This window comes from Arthrobacter sp. efr-133-TYG-120, from assembly GCF_030209785.1.
In the GTDB taxonomy this organism is placed as follows: Bacteria; Actinomycetota; Actinomycetes; order Actinomycetales; family Micrococcaceae; genus Arthrobacter.
This window is the reverse complement of sequence record NZ_JARVRI010000050.1, coordinates 1-18,785: the sequence shown is the minus strand read 5'-3', so window position 1 is coordinate 18,785 and position 18,785 is coordinate 1. Positions and strand designations below refer to the sequence as shown.

Below are 18,785 nucleotides of genomic sequence, written 5' to 3'. Positions count from 1 at the left end.
CGGGAGTAGGCGCCCTACACCGTTAACCCGACGACGACGGCGCCGTCCGCGGCTAGGCTCGGAGCATGCAGCGGCGTTTCCAGGGTCCTCCCACGAGTTTCATCGTGATCGCGGTGGCCCTGATCCAGGTCTTGGGGACCGTCTTTTCGGCGAGCCACCAGGCCACCCTGCGCCCCTTGGACCCGCTCGCCTTCATCTTGCTGTTGGCGGGACCGGTGGCCTTGGCTTTCCGGACCCGCAGGCCGGCCGTCATGCTCCCGATCACCCTCGCGGCCACGTCCGTCTATCTGCTCCTCGGTTACGCCTGGGGTCCGATAGTGCTGTCCCTGGCTCTCTCGATCATCCTCACGGCTGCCGCGGGGCTGCGCTGGCAGGCCTGGCTCGGGGCCGGGATTTCCGCCGCGGCCGTCGTTCTGATGGCTGTCCTCGCCGGAGATGAGACGGGGCTGGTCCGGGCCTCTGCCGGTGTCGCCTGGGCCGCGATCCTTGTCCTGATCGGTGAAGGCTTCCGACGCCGGGGCGAACGGATGGCCGAATACCGGCGACGGCGGGAGGCCGCGAAACAGGCCGAACGGGATGAGTACCGCCTCACGCTCGCCCGCGATATCCACGATGTGGTGGCGCACTCCCTGTCGATGATCAACGTCCAAGCCTCTGTGGCGCTCCATCTGGGAACGAACGATCCCGAGAAGCTCCGCCCGGCGCTGGAGGCCATCAAGGCCGCGAGCAAGGAGTCCTTGGCCGAAGTCCGCCAGCTCCTCGGTGTGCTGCGCGACGACGCCCCGCTGAGTCCCTCGGCTCCGCCAAGCCTGGGGCGGATCCCGGAACTCGTCGACGACGCGCGGCGAGGCGGCCTAGAGGTGCGGTTCGAAAACTCCGTAGACCCGGAACGCGTGGGCCCAGGCCACCAGGAAGCGGCCTACCGGACCGTCCAGGAAGGGCTGAGCAACGTCCGCAGGCACTCAGGTGCGGCGTCCGCCGTCGTACTTCTCGAATTGTCCGGGAACGCGCTGAGGGTGCGGATCGACGACGACGGCGGAGGCCTCCGCGGAGCGCCCGCCGGGAACGGGCTGAGGGGCATGCGGGAGCGCGTCGAGGCGCTGGGCGGCACGCTTGGCCTGACGCCGCTGGAGCCCGGGCTGCGCGTGGAAGCGAACCTTCCGCTGAACCCCCACGAGGGAGGACACCAACGATGATCCGCTTGCTGCTCGCCGACGACCAGAACCTTATCCGGGCGGGATTCCGGGCCCTCCTGGACGCCGAACCGGACATGGAGGTGGTGGCCGAAGCCGGTACCGGCCGGGACGCCGTCAGGCTGGCCGAGCGTGAGGCACCCGACGTCGTGCTCATGGACATCCGCATGCCGGATGGCGACGGGCTGGCCGCAACCCGGCAAATCCTGGCCAACCCACAACTCGCGCACACGCGCATTATCATCCTCACGACCTTCGAGCTGGACGAATACATCGCCGAAGCCGTGCGCGCGGGCGCCGCGGGCTTCCTCGTCAAGGACACCGAACCGGAGGAACTGATCCGGGCCGTGCGGGTAGTGCACGACGGCGACGCCCTCCTTTCGCCGTCGGTGACACGCCGCATCATGGCCCAGCTTGCCCTGCACAGCAAGGCGGCGTCGAAGACAGTGCCGCTGGAGCAAATCACCGAGCGCGAACGGGAAGTTCTGGCGTTGGTTGGCGAGGGCCTGAACAACGCAGAGATCGCCGAGCGGCTGTTCATCACCCCGCTCACGGCAAAGACGCACGTTTCACGGATCATGACCAAACTGCTGGTGCGTGACCGTGCGCAATTGGTGGTGCTCGCGTACGAGTCCGGCCTGGTGCGGCCGGGTTGGAGCAGCTAGCCCTGGCCTGGGGTCTCCCGGGGGAGTAGGCAGCTGGCCGCAAGTGACTCCCGGTGGCCGACGCGTTTCGACGGGCCAAAAACAAGACTGGAAACAGAGCCGAGATACGGCCTGTTGAGAGTTTGGACTGGACATGTTGACATCACTGAGCACCACCATCGGCGCCGCGGCCGCGCAGCTGCCCGCCGACGTCGTTCACGGACCGGGGGACGGATTCGTCTTCTGGCCGTTTTTCCTCCTGATCCCGCTGTTTTGGTTCCTCGTGATCGGATTCTTCATCTTTTTCGGCCGCCGGATGTGGCGCCGGAACCATTACTGGGCAGCAACACAGGGCGCCGAAAGCGTGCTGAGGGAGCGCTACGCACGGGGCGAAATCGACGAGACCGAGTACCGCCAACGCCTGGAAGTGCTGCGGGCACATCCCACGAAGTGATGAACCGGCGGATTCTGCTGGATCATTCGTCTGGATAAACCCTCTGGCCCTGGAACCACGCGGTTCCAGGGCCTGAGGTGCGGAATGATCCAGCAGAATGTCGCGAAGGGTCCAGCAGGTTAGTCCAGAAAATTGCGGAATACCTCTTTCACGTATTCCTTGGCTCTACTAGTCTGCTGGGGTGCACAATGAAGCCACCCGATCTTCCTCCACGTCAGCCAGCTTCCAGATGAACCCACCCGCAGTCATCACCGCCGAAAACCTCACCAAGAGCTACGGCGAGCTCATCGCCGTCGACGGAATCTCGTTCGAGGTCCCGGCAGGGGAGTCCTTTGGCCTGCTTGGCCCCAACGGTGCCGGCAAATCGACCACCATGAAAATGATCGGCGGAGTCTCCCAGCGCACGTCCGGGAAGCTCAGCATCATGGGCCTGGACCCGGAAACCCACGGGCCGGAAGTCCGCGCGCACCTCGGAGTGGTACCGCAACAGGACAACCTGGATGAGGAACTGAAGGTCCGCGAAAACCTGATTGTCTATGGCCGCTACTTCGGCTTGCCCTTGAGCTACTTGCGCCCCAAGGCTGATGAACTGCTCGAGTTCGCCCAGCTGACGGACAAGGCCAAGTCGAGGGTCGATGCCCTGTCGGGCGGCATGAAACGGCGCCTCACGATTGCCCGCTCGCTGATCAACGAGCCGAAGATCCTGCTCCTGGACGAGCCCACTACGGGACTGGACCCGCAGGCGCGCCACATCCTTTGGGACCGGCTGTTCAGGCTCAAGGAGCAAGGTGTCACGCTGATCCTCACTACGCACTACATGGACGAGGCCGAACAGCTTTGCGACCGGCTGATCGTGGTGGACAAGGGCCGGATCATGGCCGAAGGTTCGCCTGCCAGCCTGATCCGCGAATATTCCACGCGCGAGGTGCTGGAACTGCGCTTCGGTTCGGAACGCAACGCCACTATCGGCGCCGAACTCGCGGGCATCGGCGAACGCGTCGAGACGCTCCCGGACCGGGTGCTCATCTACGCGAACGACGGCGAATCGGCCCTGGAGCAAGTCTCCGCACGCCGGCTCCGTCCCCTGACGTCGCTGGTGCGGCGTTCTTCGCTGGAGGACGTCTTCCTCCGGCTGACCGGACGGAGCCTCGTTGACTAGCGCCCACTCGCCTGCCGTCTCAGCCAGCCGGGCGAAGCGCTGGGGATCTTTCTTCTACGCCGAGCAGGTCCTCCGAGTGATGCGTGGCTACGGCTGGTCCGTGTTCCTGTACAGCGTGGGGCAGCCGGTGGCCTACCTGTTCGCCATGGGAGTCGGGCTGGCGAGCCTCGTGGATGCGAACAGCGCAGCGGTGTTCGGTGGAGTGAACTATTTGACCTTCATCGCGCCGGCATTGTTGGTCTCATCCGCGGTCATGACGGCGTCGGGAGACTTTTCCTACCCAATCATGGACGGCTTCAAGTGGCGCCGCGTGTTCTATGGCCCGCACGCCTCCCCGCTGGTACCGCAGCAGATCGCCGCGGGCCACATCATGGCGAGTGCCTTGAAGTTCCTGGTGCAATCGGTGGTGTACTTCGCCATCGTGGCCATGTTCGGTGCCTCGCCGAGTCCGTGGGGTTGGGTGTCGGCGATAGTTGCCACGGTGGCCGGACTGTCCTTCGGGCTGCCGCTCATGGCCTATGCCTCGACCATCACCAAAGACTCCGGCCAGTTCGCGCTGGTGCAGCGCTTCATCGTGGTGCCGCTGTTCCTGTTTTCGGGCACCTTCTTCCCGCTGGATTCGCTGCCGCTTGGAGTGCGCTGGATCGGTTGGATCTCCCCGGTCTGGCACGGCACTCAGCTCGGCCGCGTCTTCACCTACGGACTCGAGGAGAATCCCTTGTTGACCCTGGCCCACGTCCTGTTCCTTGTGGGCGCCGCCGCCGCAGGCTGGACGCTGACGCGGCGCCAATTCGTAAGGAGGATGGGAGCATGAGCGTTCTTACCGGAGGCCACAGCGCCACCGACGCCGCCCGTGAACGTACCTTCGGCCCGCTGTACTCCCGCAACGCGCTTGCTGTTGTATCCCGGGGCCTCATGGCAGCGAAAAGCAGCACGTGGTTGATCCTGGTATCCGGATTCTTCGAGCCGGTGCTGTACCTGATTTCCATGGGCGTGGGACTCGGCCCGATTGTGGGTACCGTGGCGGGACCGGGCGGCCAGGAAATCAGTTATGCGGCCTACATCGCGCCCGCGCTCCTGGCCGTGTCCGCCATGAACGGCGCCGTCTACGACTCCACGTGGAACGTCTTCTTCAAGATGAACTTCGCCAAGCTGTACCAAGGAATGCTCTACACCTCCCTCGGGCCGTTGGATGTAGCCATCGGGGAGATCTTCCTGGCCCTGCTGCGCGGACTCCTGTATGCCACGGGGTTCACGGCCGTCATGGCCGTCATGGGACTCATCACCACGCCATGGGCCATCCTCGTCATCCCCGCCTCAGTACTGATCGCTTTCGGCTTTGCGAGTTTCGGCATGGGCATCACCAGCTTCATGAAGACGTTCCAGCAGATGGACTGGATCAACTTCTTCATGCTGCCCATGTTCCTTTTCAGCGCTACCTTCTACCCGCTGAGCGTCTATCCGCAATACATCCAGTGGCTCATCCAAGCAATGCCCCTCTGGCATGGCGTGGAACTCCTGCGGCAGATCAGCATCGGCTCCTTCAGCCCGGCCACGGCAGTCCATATCGCCTACTACCTCGTGATGATCGGACTCGGCATCACGCTCACTACCGGAAGGTTGCGCAAGCTCTTCCTGAAATAGCGGCGCGGGCTGTTCGCCGGGGGTGGAAGCGGGCGGTTCGCCGCGCGGAGTTTGCGACAATGGGTGCATGCGATCCCTCGGCGACTCCCCGTCATCTGTTCCCTCGACCGCTTCCGCCAGGAGCCCTTTCAAAGGCTTCCGCATCGGTGGACTGGGCATGACCGTGGTGCTCATCGCTTTCCTGGTGGCCGTGATCTTCGCCGCCAACCACAACGACGTCGTCGGTTGGATCGTTGCGGTTGTCTCCTTTGGCTGGCTCGCGCTCGCCGCTTTCGTGGTCTTCAGCATCCAGAAGGCCGCCAGGAGGGCCGGTGAAAAACTCACCGAGGCCCAGAACGCCTTCAACGCGGCAACCGGCCGGGCGCCGTCGTCGTCGAGCGCCGACCACGGTGGCACACGGGTGGTCTCGGAACGGAGCGAAGCTGACGAAATGCGGGACCTCAAACTGGACCACTCTTTCAAGATTGTCCAGGTGCAGGTCCGCGTGGTGGAGGACGAACGCGCCAAGGGCGACGCCGCCGATCAGGACACGATCAACCGCGCCTTGGAAACCATCGCCATCACGTCAAGCAATGCCCGGGACATGATCAAGTCATCCGGCGGCGGCGACGAGCCCGTCTCTGGCACCATCATCGACTAGAGTGGACGGGGTGAGCTCGGCATTGAAGAAGGACTTCCTTCGCATCGCAACGGTCAACGTCAACGGCATTCGCGCCGCCTACAAGAAGGGCATGGCGGAGTGGCTGGAACCGCGCGACGTCGACATCCTGTGTCTGCAGGAAGTCCGCGCGCCCGATGAGGTGGTCCACCAGCTCATCGGCGAAGGCTGGTACATCCTGCACGCCGAAGCCGAGGCAAAGGGCCGCGCCGGCGTTGCGATTGCCTCCCGGCAGGAACCCGTCGCCACCCGCGTGGGTATCGGTGACGACTACTTCGCCACGACTGGGCGCTGGGTCGAGGCGGACTACGTCGTTCGGGACGGCGGCGGCAAGGACACTACCCTGACGGTCGTCAGCGCCTATGTGCACTCCGGCGAAGTGGACACACCCAAGCAGGTGGACAAGTACCGCTTCCTGGACATCATGACCACGAGGCTTCCGGAACTTGCCAAGCACAGCGAGCATGCCTTGGTGGTCGGCGACCTGAACGTGGGCCATACGGAGCTGGACATCAAGAATTGGAAGGGCAACACCAAGCGTGCCGGTTTCCTTCCTGAGGAGCGCGCGTACTTCGACCGCTTCTTCGGCGACGAGATCGGATGGAGGGATGTCCACAGGGGCCTGGCAGGAAATGTCGATGGCCCCTACACCTGGTGGTCCCAGCGCGGTAAGGCCTTTGACACTGACACAGGCTGGCGCATCGACTACCACATGGCCACTCCCGGACTCGCGGCAGCCGCACTTTCGGCCGTCGTCGACCGGGCGCCGTCATGGGACACCCGTTTCTCCGACCACGCACCGCTGGTAGTCGACTACCAGCTCTAGGCTTTCGAAAGTTTCCTCATGACCAGTTCCACCACGACTGAACCCGCTGCAGCCGCAGCCAAGGCAACATCAACCAAACTGGCCGCCGGGGCGAAGCACCGCGTGCTGTCCGGCATGCAGCCCTCTGCTGACTCCCTCCACCTGGGCAACTACCTCGGTGCCCTGGTCAACTGGGTCCGCATGCAGGACGAGTACGACGCCATCTTCTTCATCCCGGACCTGCATGCCATTACGGTGCCGCAGGATCCCGCCGAGCTGGCCCGCCGTACGCGCGTCACCGCTGCGCAGTACATCGCCGGCGGTGTAGACGTCAACAAGTGCACACTGTTCGTTCAGTCCCAGGTTCCTGAACACGCCCAGCTGGCGTGGGTCCTGGGCTGTATCACGGGCTTCGGCGAAGCCTCGCGCATGATCCAGTTCAAGGACAAGTCGCTGCAACACGGCTCGGACCACGCGAGCGTCGGGCTCTTCACCTACCCGATCCTGCAGGCGGCCGACATCCTGCTGTACCAGCCACACGGGGTGCCCGTAGGCGAAGACCAGCGGCAGCACATTGAGCTCAGCCGCGACCTCGCCCAGCGTTTCAACAGCCGCTACGGCGAGACATTCCAGGTGCCGCAGGCCTTTATCCAGAAGGAAACGGCCAAGATCTACGATCTCCAGAACCCCACGGCCAAGATGTCCAAGTCCGCGGAGTCGCCTGCCGGCCTGATCAACCTGCTCGATGACCCGAAGGTCACGGCCAAACGCATCAAGTCGGCAGTCACGGATAACGGCACGGAAATCCGCTTCGATCGCGAAGCGAAGCCCGGAGTATCCAACCTGCTGAGCATCTACTCGTCCATCAGCGGCCAGCCGGTGGAGAAAATCGTCGCGGACTATGAAGGCAAGATGTACGGCCACCTGAAGGTCGACCTCGCTGAACTCGTTGCGGCCCACCTCGGGCCGATCCGGGACCGCGCCAACGAGTTGCTCGCCGATCCGGCAGAACTCGACCGGCTCCTGGCTCACGGAGCGGACAAAGCCCGCGAGATCGCCTCGGCCACGCTCGCCGACGTCTACGCCAAGGTGGGCTTCCTGCCGTACGGCGGAGCACAAGGAATCCGCTAAAGCCATGTGCGCGGCTGGCAAGCTCAGCGTCCAGGTCGGCTCCCGTTCAAGGGGAGCCGGCCGGGACACTGATGCCCGCCCGGGCACGGGCACACACCAGTCTGCAAGCGCGTGCGGGGACAACCTGTGCGTAGGGGTCATTCTGGGTTTCCCCCGGGAAGTCGCCCAGGAACTGCAGCAATGGCGAGCATCCTTTGGCGATCCGATGGCGGAAGTGATCCCGGCCCACATCACCCTCGTGACCACTACCCCTGCCCAGGACTGGGAAGCCACCCTTGAGCATGTCCGCGACGTCGCGCGGCGCCAGGCACCATTCAGGATCACGATTTCCGGCACGGGCTCCTTCCGGCCGGTATCCCCGGTGGTGTTCCTGAAAGTCGAAGACGGTTTCGAGGAGTGCGTAGGCCTGCACGAACAACTACAGACCGGCCCCCTGGAACGCGATCTTCCCTTCCCCTACCACCCGCATGTGACGGTAGCGCACGACGTCGCTCCCGAGAGTCTTGACGAGGCCGAAACGGTGCTCAAGAACTACAGCGCCACCTTCCCTGTGGTTAGCATGGGACTTTACGAGCACGACGACAACGGCATTTGGCAGCTACGGGAAGAGCTCGACTTTGGCGGCGACGCAGACCAATCACGGAAAAGCACAGCGCAACGACCGGCAGCAGGCGGAGAAGCCACCGCTGCCGACTGAAGGGGCGCAGCTGAAGCTGCAGCTCATCCATCGTCAGGTCGAATGGGGTAAAGCCCGGCGCTCGGGCAACAGAGGCGCCACCATACCGGCGTTCATCAACCTGGCCCTCGCCCGGCTGAGCAACTTCCGGCCGATGCGCGCCTTCAACCTCTACAACCTGCGCCACGGTCCGTTGTTGAGCGCCGGCATAGGCTTCACCATGTTCTTCTCCATCACAGGCCTGCTGGCCACGGGATTCGCCGTGACCGGCTTGGTCCTCAACGGGCAACCCCAACTAGTTGATTCAATCGTCTCGAGCGTCGCCACAGCGGCCCCGGGACTCCTGAAAACCAGCGGGGGCAACGGCCTGGTGGATCCGCATGATCTCCTGAATCCCACAGGCCTTGGCTGGACGGCCGTCATAGCCGCCGTCGTCACGGTCTTTACTGCTCTCGGCTGGATCGCGGGGATCCGGGAGGGTCTCCGCGGGGTGTGCGGTCTGGAGCCCGTGCAGGAAAACCCTCTGCTGATGAAGGCCCGCGACGCCGGTACCCTCCTGCTGCTCGGCGCAGCCTTGGTGGTCAGCGCCGGTGTTTCGCTCGTGTTCGGGACAGCAGCCGGATGGATCATCGAGCGGCTCGGTTTGGCCGACGCCGTCGCTGGCCCAGTCACCTGGCTCGTTCGCACGGCCGTACCCCTGGTCCTCAACTGGGCGACGGCGGTGATCATGTTCCGCTTCGCAGGTCGCTTGAAGCTTCGCCGGCAAGCCTTCGTGGAAGGAACGGTGCTGGCCGGCATCGGAACCACCATCCTCCAGATCTTCAGCACGGAGTTGCTGGCGAATGCCGGACGGAATCCCATTCTGGCCTCATTTGCCATCATCATCGGGCTTCTCATCTGGTTCAACCTGGTCAGCCAGGTCTACTTGGTCTCCGGGGCGTGGGCGGCCGTCAGGGAAGCGGACACCAGCGCCCACGGGCACCCCAAGCCGGCCCTCGGATCGCGGCACCCTTCGCCCCGCACGTTCCACGCAAAGGACTCCTGAGGGAGCCAGCGCCCCAACTAGCTAGCAGTTGTTGTCGTTTTGAGCCCTCATTACGACAACAATTGCTAGTCAGTTGGGCTGGGGCCCGCGCTAGTCGCCGAGGTACTGCCCGGCCCAGGCGGAGATGATCCCTGCAACCCGGGCAGCTTGTCCTTTGCCCGTCAACAGGTGGTCACTGCCTTCGAGCGAAATGAAGCTCCGAGGGTGCCGTGCAGTCTGGAAGATCTCGCTGGCGTTGTCGATGCCCACGGTGTTGTCCGTGGGGGAGTGCAGCACCATGAGGGGCCTGTGCAGGGTACGGATGCAGTCCCTGAGGTCGGCCTTCTCGACATCCTCCACAAAGTGCCGGCGGACCTCCATGCGCCTGCCGCCCAGGTTGACCTCGGCGCTGCCTTCGCTGAGGATCGTGCTGACTTCGGCGTCGAACATGTGCTCCACGTGCCTGGGCTGGAACGGGGCGCCGACCGTGGCAACGGCACGTACCTCGGGGAGGCTGAGGGCGGCAGCCAACACGGCCGCCCCTCCGAAGGAGTGGCCAACAAGCAGGGAGATTTCCTTGCCTTCGGCGCGCATGAACCCGGCGGCGCGGATGGTGTCAGCCACCTTCACACTGAACGATCCAGCGGACCAATCGCCGGCGGAGTCGCCCAGTCCAAGGTTGTCGAAGCGAAGCATGCCGACGCCGAGATCCGCCAAACCCTTGCAGATACGCGATGCTGACGGGCTGTCCTTGCCGAGGGTCAAACCATGGGAGAACACACCCCAGCCCCGGACCGGACCCTCAGGAACATCCACGATCCCTGCCAGGAGATCTCCGGTGCTGCCTTCGAAGCTGATCTTCATGGATTTGGACACCTGTCCGCCTTTCGTTTTGCGAGGAAGTCTTAAACAGCGACGACGGCGGACCCCGCCAAGGGGACGCCGTCGTCGTATTCTGAATTTTGGGCTAGATCTTGCGTGCCAGGATGGCCTGCTTGACCTCGGCGATGGCCTGGGTCACCTGGATGCCACGCGGGCAAGCTTCCGAGCAGTTGAAGGTGGTGCGGCAGCGCCACACGCCTTCCTTGTCGTTGAGGATCTCCAAGCGCATGTCACCGGCATCGTCGCGGGAATCGAAGATGAAGCGGTGTGCGTTCACGATGGCGGCCGGGCCGAAGTACTGGCCGTCCGTCCAGAACACGGGGCAGGACGACGTGCAGGCGGCGCACAGGATGCACTTGGTGGTGTCGTCGAACCGTTCACGGTCCTCGACCGACTGCAAGCGTTCCTTGGTGGGCTCGTGGCCCTTGTTGATCAGGAACGGCATGACTTCGCGGAAGGACTGGAAGAACGGCTCCATGTCCACGATCAGGTCCTTCTCCACCGGGAGGCCCTTGATCGGTTCAACGGTGATGGGCTTGGAGGTGTCCAGGTCCTTCAGCAGGGTCTTGCACGCGAGGCGGTTGCGGCCGTTGATGCGCATGGCGTCGGAACCGCAAACGCCGTGGGCACAGGAACGGCGGAACGACAGCGAGCCGTCGATTTCCCACTTGATCTTGTGCAGGGCGTCCAGCACGCGGTCGGTGCCGTACATCGTCAGCTGGTGGTCTTCCCATGCGGCCTCTTCCGAGACCTCGGGGTTGTAGCGTCGCACTCGCAGCGTGATGTTGAAGGTCGGGATTTCCCCGCCTCCACCAATGTGCGCGGGCAGCTCGATCTTGGATGCTGGCTCAGCAAGTTCAGCAGACATCTTAGTACTTCCTCACCATCGGCTCGTAGCGCGTAAAGACAACAGGCTTGGTGCCGAGGCGGATGCCCGCGATTGCTTCCGCAGATCCGTCCGCCGGAGCGTGCTCATCCTTATACGCCATGGAGTGCTTCATGAATTTCTCGTCGTCGCGCTCCGGGAAGTCCTCCCGGAAGTGGCCTCCACGGGACTCCTCGCGGTGCAGGGCAGCAACTGTCATGACCTTGGCCAGTTCCAGCAGGAAGCCCAGTTCCACCGCTTCGAGCAGGTCAAGGTTGAAGCGCTTTCCCTTGTCCTGGACGCTGATGCGCTGGTACCGCTCTTCGAGGGCCGCGATGTCCGTGAGCACCTGGTTCAGGGTGTCCGCCGTACGGAACACCTGCATGTTGGCGTCCATGGTGTCCTGCAGTTCCTTGCGGATCGCGGCAACCCTCTCGCCGCCGTCGGAAGTGCGGACGTGGTTCAGCAGATCCAGCGTGTATGCCTCCGGGTCTTCCGGGAGCTCCACGAAGTCAGCGGTCTTGGCGTATTCGGCCGCAGCAATGCCCGCACGCTTGCCAAAGACGTTGATGTCCAGCAGGGAGTTGGTACCCAGGCGGTTGGAGCCGTGCACGGAAACACAAGCAACTTCGCCGGCCGCGTACAGGCCCGGCACGATGGTGTCGTTGTCCTGAAGGACCTCGGTGGTGATGTTCGTGGGGATGCCGCCCATGGCGTAGTGCGCCGTCGGGAACACGGGAACCGGCTCGGTGTACGGCTCGACACCGAGGTAGGTGCGGGCGAATTCGGTGATGTCCGGGAGCTTCGCGTCGATGTGGGCCGGCTCGAGGTGGGTCAGGTCCAGGAGGACGTAGTCCTTGTTCGGGCCGCAGCCGCGTCCTTCACGCACTTCGTTTGCCATGGAGCGGGCCACGATGTCGCGGGGAGCGAGGTCCTTGATAGTGGGAGCGTAGCGTTCCATGAAACGCTCACCCTCGGAGTTACGCAGGATCGCGCCTTCGCCGCGGGCAGCTTCCGAGAGGAGGATGCCCAAGCCGGCAAGACCGGTCGGGTGGAACTGGAAGAACTCCATGTCCTCCAGCGGGATTCCGCGGCGGAACGCGATTCCCATGCCGTCACCGGTCAGGGTGTGGGCGTTGGAGGTGGTCTTGAAAACCTTGCCCGCGCCGCCCGAGGCGAACACCACGGACTTGGCCTGGAAAACGTGCAACTCACCGGAGGCGAGGTCGTAGGACACGACGCCGGCAACGCGCTTCTGTTTGTACGGCGTCCCGTCTTCGCGGACGGCGTCTTCCTCGACGGTCAGCAGGTCCAGGACGTAGTACTCGTTGTAGAACTCGACGTTGTGCTTGACGCAGTTTTGGTACAGCGTCTGCAGGATCATGTGGCCCGTGCGGTCTGCTGCATAGCAGGCGCGGCGGACCGGAGCCTTGCCGTGGTCACGGGTGTGGCCACCGAAACGGCGCTGGTCAATGCGGCCTTCGGGCGTGCGGTTGAACGGCAAGCCCATCTTCTCCAGGTCCAGCACGGCGTCGATGGCTTCCTTCGCCATGACCTCGGCTGCGTCCTGGTCAACCAGGTAGTCGCCACCCTTGATGGTGTCGAACGTGTGCCACTCCCAGTTGTCCTCTTCGACGTTGGCCAGGGCTGCACACATGCCGCCCTGGGCTGCGCCGGTGTGGGAACGGGTGGGGTAGAGCTTGGTCAGTACTGCGGTGCGTGCGCGCTGACCGGATTCGATCGCGGCGCGCATGCCGGCGCCGCCGGCACCGACAATAACGACGTCGTACTTATGGACCTGCATACCAGATGCTCTTTCTCTCTAAGTCAGATGGTCGGCGGAGCCTGCTCCGCGTGTTGTGCACAGCCGGACAAGCCGGTGGTGCAGCGGAGCGCTACGGCGCCGGGCAGAACCCGCCGGGCAGCTGAACGCCGTTGACGACGGGGCACGGGTTGAATGTGAAGATCACCAGTGTGCCAAGAACGACGATGACGACCGTGGCCGCGTAAAGGACTACCTTGAGCCAAAGGCGCGTGGCGTCCTTCTCGGCGTAGTCGTTGATGATGGTGCGGACGCCGTTGGTGCCGTGCAGCATGGCGAGCCACAGCATGGCCAGGTCCCAGAACTGCCAGAACGGGTCGGCCCACTTGCCGGCCACGAAGCCGAAGTCGATGCCGTGGATGCCTTCGCCCACCATGAGGTTCACGAAAAGGTGGCCGAAGATCAGAACCACGAGCACGACGCCGGAGAGCCGCATGAACAGCCACGCGAGCATCTCGAAGTTCCCCTTGGAACCGGTGCCGCGACGGTACTGCGGAGCAATCTTCCCGCTGCCGATTTTTCCGCTGCGCGGGCTTTGAATGTCAGTACTCATGGCTTAGTGGCCTCCCAGTGCGAGGGACAGGTGGCGGATGGCGAAGGCCCCGAAGGTGACCAGCCACAATACCAGGACGGTCCACAGCATCTGGCGCTGGTATTTCGCGCCCTTCTTCCAGAAGTCAATGGCGATAACGCGCAGGCCATTGAAGGCGTGGAAAACGATCGCTGCGACGAGGCCCGTTTCGCCCAGGGCCATGAGGGGGTTCTTGTAGGCGCCGATAACGGCCGTGTAGGCCTCCGGGGACACACGCACCAGTGAGGTGTCCAGCACATGGACCAACAAGAAGAAAAAGATCACAACACCGGTAATGCGGTGTCCAACCCAGGACCACATGCCTTCACGGCCGCGGTACAAGGTGCCAGCTGGTTTTGTCGGCACTGAATAAACCTTCCTGCAACACAGCGGCGCTGGCACGGGATCCATGCGGGGGAAACGCCAGCTGCGAGAGCACTCGTAGCTCAGCCTAAATCTAGGCTTCGCTCACAGCTTATTCAATTTAGGCACCCCTTCTTGTAACGAGAGCGCGGGGTTTCGCCTGAATTCCGGCGTTTTCGCCACGATGGTGAGACGAAGACCACAAAGCGGGACTTGAGCGGGTGTCGGATAAGGTGTTGCGGTGAGTATAGAAAACGCTGCAAGCCTCGAATCGCCATTGCGCCACTTCCATGCGGTTATTCCGGCCGGCGGAGTGGGCACGCGCCTGTGGCCGCTTTCGCGTGCTGCCGCGCCCAAGTTCCTCCACGACCTCACGGGTTCGGGCAGCACCCTCCTGCGGGCTACGTACGACCGTCTCGAACCGTTGGCCGGCAACCGGGTTCTGGTGGTTACGGGTGTGGCGCACCGGGTTGCCGTCTGCCGCCAGCTTCCAGAAGTGGGCGAAAACGAGTTGGTCCTCGAAAGCGAACCGAAGGACTCGGGAGCGGCGATTGGCCTCGCCGCCGCCATCCTGCACCGTCGCGACCCCGACACCATCATGGGTTCCTTCGCCGCCGACCACGTCATCAGCCCGGACCACCTTTTCCAGGAAACTGTGCGCGAGGCTATCCACACTGCGGCTGCCGGAAAAATCGTCACCATCGGCATCAAGCCCACGCACCCCTCGACCGGGTTCGGTTACATCCGCACCGGGGACTTGCTCAATATCGACGACGCGCCGAATGCGCACGCCGTGGTCGAGTTCGTCGAGAAGCCGAGTGAGGACATTGCCAAGAAGTACCTCGAGACTGGCGACTACGTCTGGAATGCCGGCATGTTCGTCGCGCCCGTCGCTCTCATGCTCAAGCACCTGGAGGCAAACCAACCGGTCCTGTTTGCCGGGCTGCAGGAGATTGCCGACGCCTGGGACACGCCCGAACGCGATGAAGTGACCGCCCGGGTGTGGCCCACGCTGCCGAAGATCGCCATTGACTACGCCGTGGCCGAACCCGCCGCGGCGGCGGGGGATGTCGCCGTCGTGCCCGGTACTTTCCGCTGGGACGACGTCGGAGACTTCGCCGCGATCGGCCGCCTCAACAATGCCGGCGACGTCGATGAGGTGACGGTCCTCGGTGAAGGCGCCCGCGTCTTCACGGAGAACGCCAGCGGTGTGGTTGTCTCCGATACGAAGCGTGTGATCGCCCTTATCGGGATCAAGGACGTCGTGATCGTCGATACGCCGGACGCGCTGCTTGTCACCACGAAGGAGCACGCCCAGCGGGTCAAGGGCGCGGTGGACGCCCTCAAGGCAAGTGGAGACACCGACGTTCTATAGCGCCCTCTTGCGGCGCTGTCCGTAACCAAGAGACCCCTTTCGCTATTCGGGGGGTGTGGATGGCTAGAGTTGTGAGGTGCGCAATTTCACTACCGAAACCGAGCCGACCCCTGTGGTGAAGCCATGGCTTGACGATCTCTTGCCGGAACTCCTTGAATTCCGGAGGGACCTGCATGCGCACCCCGAACTTTCCTTCAAGGAATTTCGCACTACGGACAAGCTGGTTGAACGGCTCGAGGCGGCGGGACTTGAACCCCGCCGGCTGGAAGGCTCGGGGCTGACGGTCGACGTCGGCGACGGGCCCATCGCCACGGCCCTGCGCGGAGACATCGACGCCCTCCCCATCATCGAGGAGACCGGGCTTCCGTTCGCGTCGAAGAACCATGGCGTCACCCACGCGTGCGGGCATGACGTCCACACCACGAGCATGCTTGGCATTGCCCTGGTGCTGCACGCCATGCACCAGGAATCCCCCTTGGGCGGAACGGTGCGCATCATCTTCCAGCCGGCAGAAGAAACCATGCCCGGCGGTGCGTTGTCCTGCATCGAGCAGGGCGTGCTCCAAGGCGTTCCGCGTATTCTTGCGCTGCACTGCGATCCGCGTATCAACGTCGGCAAGATCGGCACGCGTATCGGCGCCATCACCTCGGCGTCGGACACCATCAAAATCGAATTGACCGGACGTGGCGGCCATACTTCCCGTCCGCATTTGACCGAAGACCTGGTCTTCGCGCTGGCCCAAATCGCCGTCAACGTGCCGGCCGTCCTGTCCCGCCGGGTCGATGTGCGCAGCGGCGTTTCGGTGGTGTGGGGCCAGATCGCGGCAGGTTCGGCACCCAACGCCATCCCCGCCAACGGCTACATGGCCGGCACCATGCGTTGCCTCGACAGGGACGCCTGGCACAGCGCAGGGGAGTTGCTCGACGACGTCGTCCAGCAGGTTGCCGCGCCGTACGGGGTGGACGTGCACCTTGAGCACACCCGCGGCGTCCCTCCCGTGGTCAACTCGGAACACGAAACTGCCATCATCGAGGCCGCTGCCCGTGCGGAACTCGGCGAGCACGCCGTCGTCCTGACACCGCAGTCCATGGGTGGCGAGGACTTCGCCTGGTTCCTGGCCGACCTGCCGGGTGCCATGATGCGGCTCGGAACCCACACGCCCGGCGGCGAGGAATACGATCTCCACCGCGGTGACTTCATTGTGGACGAGCGTGCCCTCGGCTTCGCAATCCAAGTCCTTGCCGCCGCCGCGCTGCGAACCATCCGGGATCTCTGAACCTCGACGCTCGCTCACTTATGCCGGGTTTTGGCCGGACGCTCGCTCACTCTTGGTTTAAAGGCCGGGGATCCTCCTGCGGATTATCTGCAGGAGGATCCTTTCGTTTGGGCTTGTTTGTGAGCGGAGGTTGCCGGGGGACGGCTTGTTTGTGAGCGGGCGTCGCCCGAAGCGATTAAGTTGTGCACAATTTAATTGTGAGCTATCGTTATTCCCATGAGTGAAGCCCCCCGCCTCGACCGCCAGGTCTGTTTCGCGCTGTATTCCGCTTCGAAGGCGGCCACGGCGGTCTACCGGCCGGTGCTGGACGAGCTTGGACTGACGTATCCGCAGTACCTCGTGATGCTGGTGCTCTGGGAGAACGAGCCTCGAAGCGTCCGGGAACTGGGTACCGAGCTGGGACTCGACTCGGGCACCCTGTCTCCGCTGCTCAAGAGGCTTGAAGCCATGGGCCTCGTGGAGCGCCGGCGTTCAGTAGAGGACGAGCGTCGCGTCGAGATCCACCTGAGCGACGCCGGGCGGGCGCTGAGTGCCCGGGCGGGGGCTGTTCCGCAGCGGCTCGCCGACGCCGCCGGCTTGAGCGCAGCCGAGCTCGCGCAGCTTCACGACACCCTGGGCCGGCTTACCGCCGCCCTCCATTCAGCCATCTGATCGTCCACCCCAGCACCTCCATCCCATCGAAGGAAAAGGAACCACAGTGAAGACTTTGTACGTAGCAGAGGCGCTTGCCTCCGGTGAAGGCCGCGAAGGCAACGCACGCACCAATGACGGCAAGTTGGACGTCACCCTCGCCAGCCCGGTGGAACTGGGCGGAAACGGCAAGGGCACTAATCCCGAGCAGCTCTTCGCCGCCGGATACGCGGCATGCTTCCACTCGGCACTCAGGCTGGTGGGACGCAAGGCCCGGGTGGATCTGACTGATTCCGCCGTGGCTGCCAAGATCCATTTCGGTGCCTTGGAGGGCAGCGAGGGATATGGCCTCGCCGCGGAGCTTGAGATCGCCCTGCCTGCCCTGGACCGCGAAACCGCCGAGCAGCTCGTGGCCAAGGCCCACCAGATCTGCCCCTACTCCAACGCGACCCGCGGGAACATCGCCGTCGACATCAAGCTTGTGGAGGTGGCCGCATGAGCGCCGCCGTTCCCACGAGCACCCGCGAAATCCAGCTGGCGTCCCGCCCGCAGGGACGCCCCGTCCAGGAGAACTTCCGGCTGGCAGAGACCGATCTGCCGGAGCTGCAGGACGGCCAGATCCTGGTCCGCAACGAGTTCATGTCGGTCGATCCCTACATGCGCGGCCGCATGAATGACACAAAGTCCTATTCGGCGCCTTTCCGGCTCGACGCAGCGCTCGACGGCGGTGCGGTGGGCGAGGTGATCGCGTCCCGTTCCGAGGCACTCAAGGTGGGTGACGTCGTCGTGCACCAGCTCGGCTGGCGCGAATATTCGGTGGTGGATGCGGCAAGCGCGACGCCGGTCCCGGCCGGACTGGCGCCGACCTCGGCGTTCCTCGGGGCGCTGGGCATGACGGGCCTGACGGCGTATGCCGGGCTGCTCAAAGTGGCCGAGTTCAAAGCCGGGGACGTGGTCTTCGTTTCCGGTGCCGCCGGCGCGGTTGGTTCGATTGTCGGGCAGGTCGCCAAGGCCATGGGGGCCTCCAAGGTGATCGGCAGCGCCGGTTCCCCGGAGAAGGTGGCGCGTTTGCTGGAACTCGGCTTCGACGCGGCGTTCGACTACCACGACGGTCCGGTGGCGAAGCAACTGCGTGAAGCAGCGGGGGAGCGCGGCATTGACGTCTACTTCGACAACGTGGGCGGCGAACACCTCGAGGCTGCCCTCGCGGTCCTCACTGTGGGTGGCCGGGTGGCAATGTGCGGTGCCATTTCGCAGTACAACTCCACAGAGCCCACGCCGGGCCCGCGGAACCTGGCCTTGGCCATCGGAAAGCAATTGACCCTGCGTGGCTTCCTCGTGGGCGGCCAGCGCCAGCACGCCGCGGAGTTCGCCGGGAAGATGGCCGGATGGCTGGCCGATGGAACGGTCCGCTACGACGAGACGATCGTTGACGGACTGGAAAACGCGCCGAAGGCCTTCATCGACCTCCTGGATGGGGCCAATACCGGCAAGATGCTGGTCCGGCTGCACTGAGGGATTCCCGGCGCGAACTGGCAGCAGATGCCCTCTGCGTTGCGGCAAAGTCATATGGTCGTAGCAACGCTCTGATTGATGGAGCGTTTTCATGGTCA

The 18,785-nt window shown here is 64.1% G+C and carries 21 protein-coding genes; 16 read left to right on the top strand and 5 right to left on the bottom strand.

What is annotated here, in order from left to right; all coding sequences use genetic code 11:
- Positions 1-65 precede the first annotated feature (65 nt).
- From QRN51_RS22870 to QRN51_RS22820, 11 genes are all read left to right on the top strand, one after another.
- Complete coding sequence (locus QRN51_RS22870; protein ID WP_284992011.1) at positions 66-1,196, top strand: sensor histidine kinase; 1,131 nt, start codon at positions 66-68, stop codon at positions 1,194-1,196.
- Positions 1,193-1,858, top strand: coding sequence for a response regulator transcription factor (locus tag QRN51_RS22865; protein ID WP_284992010.1), 666 nt, complete (start codon positions 1,193-1,195; stop codon positions 1,856-1,858). The genes QRN51_RS22870 and QRN51_RS22865 overlap by 4 nt, the downstream gene beginning before the upstream one ends.
- A 133-nt stretch (positions 1,859-1,991) precedes the next feature.
- On the top strand, positions 1,992-2,291 hold the full coding sequence (locus tag QRN51_RS22860) for an SHOCT domain-containing protein (protein WP_059388001.1): 300 nt from the start codon (positions 1,992-1,994) through the stop codon (positions 2,289-2,291).
- Between the two features lie 229 nt (positions 2,292-2,520).
- Positions 2,521-3,450, top strand: a complete 930-nt coding sequence (locus QRN51_RS22855; protein WP_059388000.1) for an ABC transporter ATP-binding protein — start codon at positions 2,521-2,523, stop codon at positions 3,448-3,450.
- Complete coding sequence (locus QRN51_RS22850) at positions 3,443-4,264, top strand: ABC transporter permease (protein WP_284992009.1); 822 nt, start codon at positions 3,443-3,445, stop codon at positions 4,262-4,264. Before QRN51_RS22855 ends, QRN51_RS22850 begins: the two co-directional genes overlap by 8 nt.
- On the top strand, positions 4,261-5,094 hold the full coding sequence (locus QRN51_RS22845; protein ID WP_059387998.1) for an ABC transporter permease: 834 nt from the start codon (positions 4,261-4,263) through the stop codon (positions 5,092-5,094). Before QRN51_RS22850 ends, QRN51_RS22845 begins: the two co-directional genes overlap by 4 nt.
- A 67-nt stretch (positions 5,095-5,161) precedes the next feature.
- Entirely contained in the window at positions 5,162-5,734 is a 573-nt protein-coding gene (locus QRN51_RS22840; RefSeq protein WP_284992008.1) for a hypothetical protein, read from the top strand.
- A gap of 10 nt (positions 5,735-5,744) precedes the next feature.
- A complete protein-coding gene (locus QRN51_RS22835; protein ID WP_059388003.1) occupies positions 5,745-6,578 on the top strand; it encodes an exodeoxyribonuclease III in 834 nt (277 codons plus the stop codon).
- An 18-nt stretch (positions 6,579-6,596) separates the two neighbouring features.
- Entirely contained in the window at positions 6,597-7,688 is a 1,092-nt protein-coding gene (trpS, locus tag QRN51_RS22830) for a tryptophan--tRNA ligase (RefSeq protein WP_059387996.1), read from the top strand.
- Between the two features lie 4 nt (positions 7,689-7,692).
- On the top strand, positions 7,693-8,385 hold the full coding sequence (locus QRN51_RS22825; protein ID WP_284992007.1) for a 2'-5' RNA ligase family protein: 693 nt from the start codon (positions 7,693-7,695) through the stop codon (positions 8,383-8,385).
- On the top strand, positions 8,306-9,409 hold the full coding sequence (locus QRN51_RS22820) for a YihY/virulence factor BrkB family protein (RefSeq protein WP_441433657.1): 1,104 nt from the start codon (positions 8,306-8,308) through the stop codon (positions 9,407-9,409). Before QRN51_RS22825 ends, QRN51_RS22820 begins: the two co-directional genes overlap by 80 nt.
- Before the next feature lie 90 nt (positions 9,410-9,499).
- Here the strand turns inward: QRN51_RS22820 and QRN51_RS22815 are convergent, their stop codons facing one another.
- From QRN51_RS22815 to sdhC, 5 genes are all read right to left on the bottom strand, one after another.
- A complete protein-coding gene (locus tag QRN51_RS22815) occupies positions 9,500-10,264 on the bottom strand; it encodes an alpha/beta hydrolase family protein (protein ID WP_284992006.1) in 765 nt (254 codons plus the stop codon).
- Positions 10,265-10,355: 91 nt separating this feature from the next.
- A complete protein-coding gene (locus QRN51_RS22810) occupies positions 10,356-11,138 on the bottom strand; it encodes a succinate dehydrogenase iron-sulfur subunit (protein ID WP_059387992.1) in 783 nt (260 codons plus the stop codon).
- A 1-nt stretch (position 11,139) separates the two neighbouring features.
- Positions 11,140-12,939, bottom strand: coding sequence for a succinate dehydrogenase flavoprotein subunit (gene sdhA, locus QRN51_RS22805; protein WP_059387991.1), 1,800 nt, complete (start codon positions 12,937-12,939; stop codon positions 11,140-11,142).
- A gap of 91 nt (positions 12,940-13,030) precedes the next feature.
- On the bottom strand, positions 13,031-13,510 hold the full coding sequence (locus tag QRN51_RS22800; protein WP_059387990.1) for a succinate dehydrogenase hydrophobic membrane anchor subunit: 480 nt from the start codon (positions 13,508-13,510) through the stop codon (positions 13,031-13,033).
- 3 nt (positions 13,511-13,513) lie between these two features.
- Positions 13,514-13,894: a succinate dehydrogenase, cytochrome b556 subunit gene (gene sdhC / locus QRN51_RS22795; RefSeq protein ID WP_084784381.1), complete on the bottom strand. Its 381-nt coding sequence runs from the start codon at positions 13,892-13,894 to the stop codon at positions 13,514-13,516.
- 238 nt (positions 13,895-14,132) lie between these two features.
- Here sdhC and QRN51_RS22790 point away from each other — a divergent pair, with 238 nt between their 5' ends.
- The 5 genes from QRN51_RS22790 (at position 14,133) to QRN51_RS22770 (ending at position 18,687) form a co-directional block, all read left to right on the top strand.
- Positions 14,133-15,266 carry a mannose-1-phosphate guanylyltransferase gene (locus QRN51_RS22790; RefSeq protein ID WP_059387989.1) on the top strand — a complete coding sequence of 378 codons (1,134 nt, stop codon included), beginning with the start codon at positions 14,133-14,135 and terminating at the stop codon, positions 15,264-15,266.
- 76 nt (positions 15,267-15,342) lie between these two features.
- Positions 15,343-16,542, top strand: a complete 1,200-nt coding sequence (locus QRN51_RS22785) for an amidohydrolase (protein WP_059387988.1) — start codon at positions 15,343-15,345, stop codon at positions 16,540-16,542.
- Between the two features lie 216 nt (positions 16,543-16,758).
- On the top strand, positions 16,759-17,193 hold the full coding sequence (locus QRN51_RS22780) for a MarR family winged helix-turn-helix transcriptional regulator (protein ID WP_284992005.1): 435 nt from the start codon (positions 16,759-16,761) through the stop codon (positions 17,191-17,193).
- 46 nt (positions 17,194-17,239) lie between these two features.
- Positions 17,240-17,671: an organic hydroperoxide resistance protein gene (locus tag QRN51_RS22775; protein ID WP_284992004.1), complete on the top strand. Its 432-nt coding sequence runs from the start codon at positions 17,240-17,242 to the stop codon at positions 17,669-17,671.
- Complete coding sequence (locus QRN51_RS22770) at positions 17,668-18,687, top strand: NADP-dependent oxidoreductase (RefSeq protein WP_284992003.1); 1,020 nt, start codon at positions 17,668-17,670, stop codon at positions 18,685-18,687. Before QRN51_RS22775 ends, QRN51_RS22770 begins: the two co-directional genes overlap by 4 nt.
- Positions 18,688-18,785 lie beyond the last annotated feature (98 nt).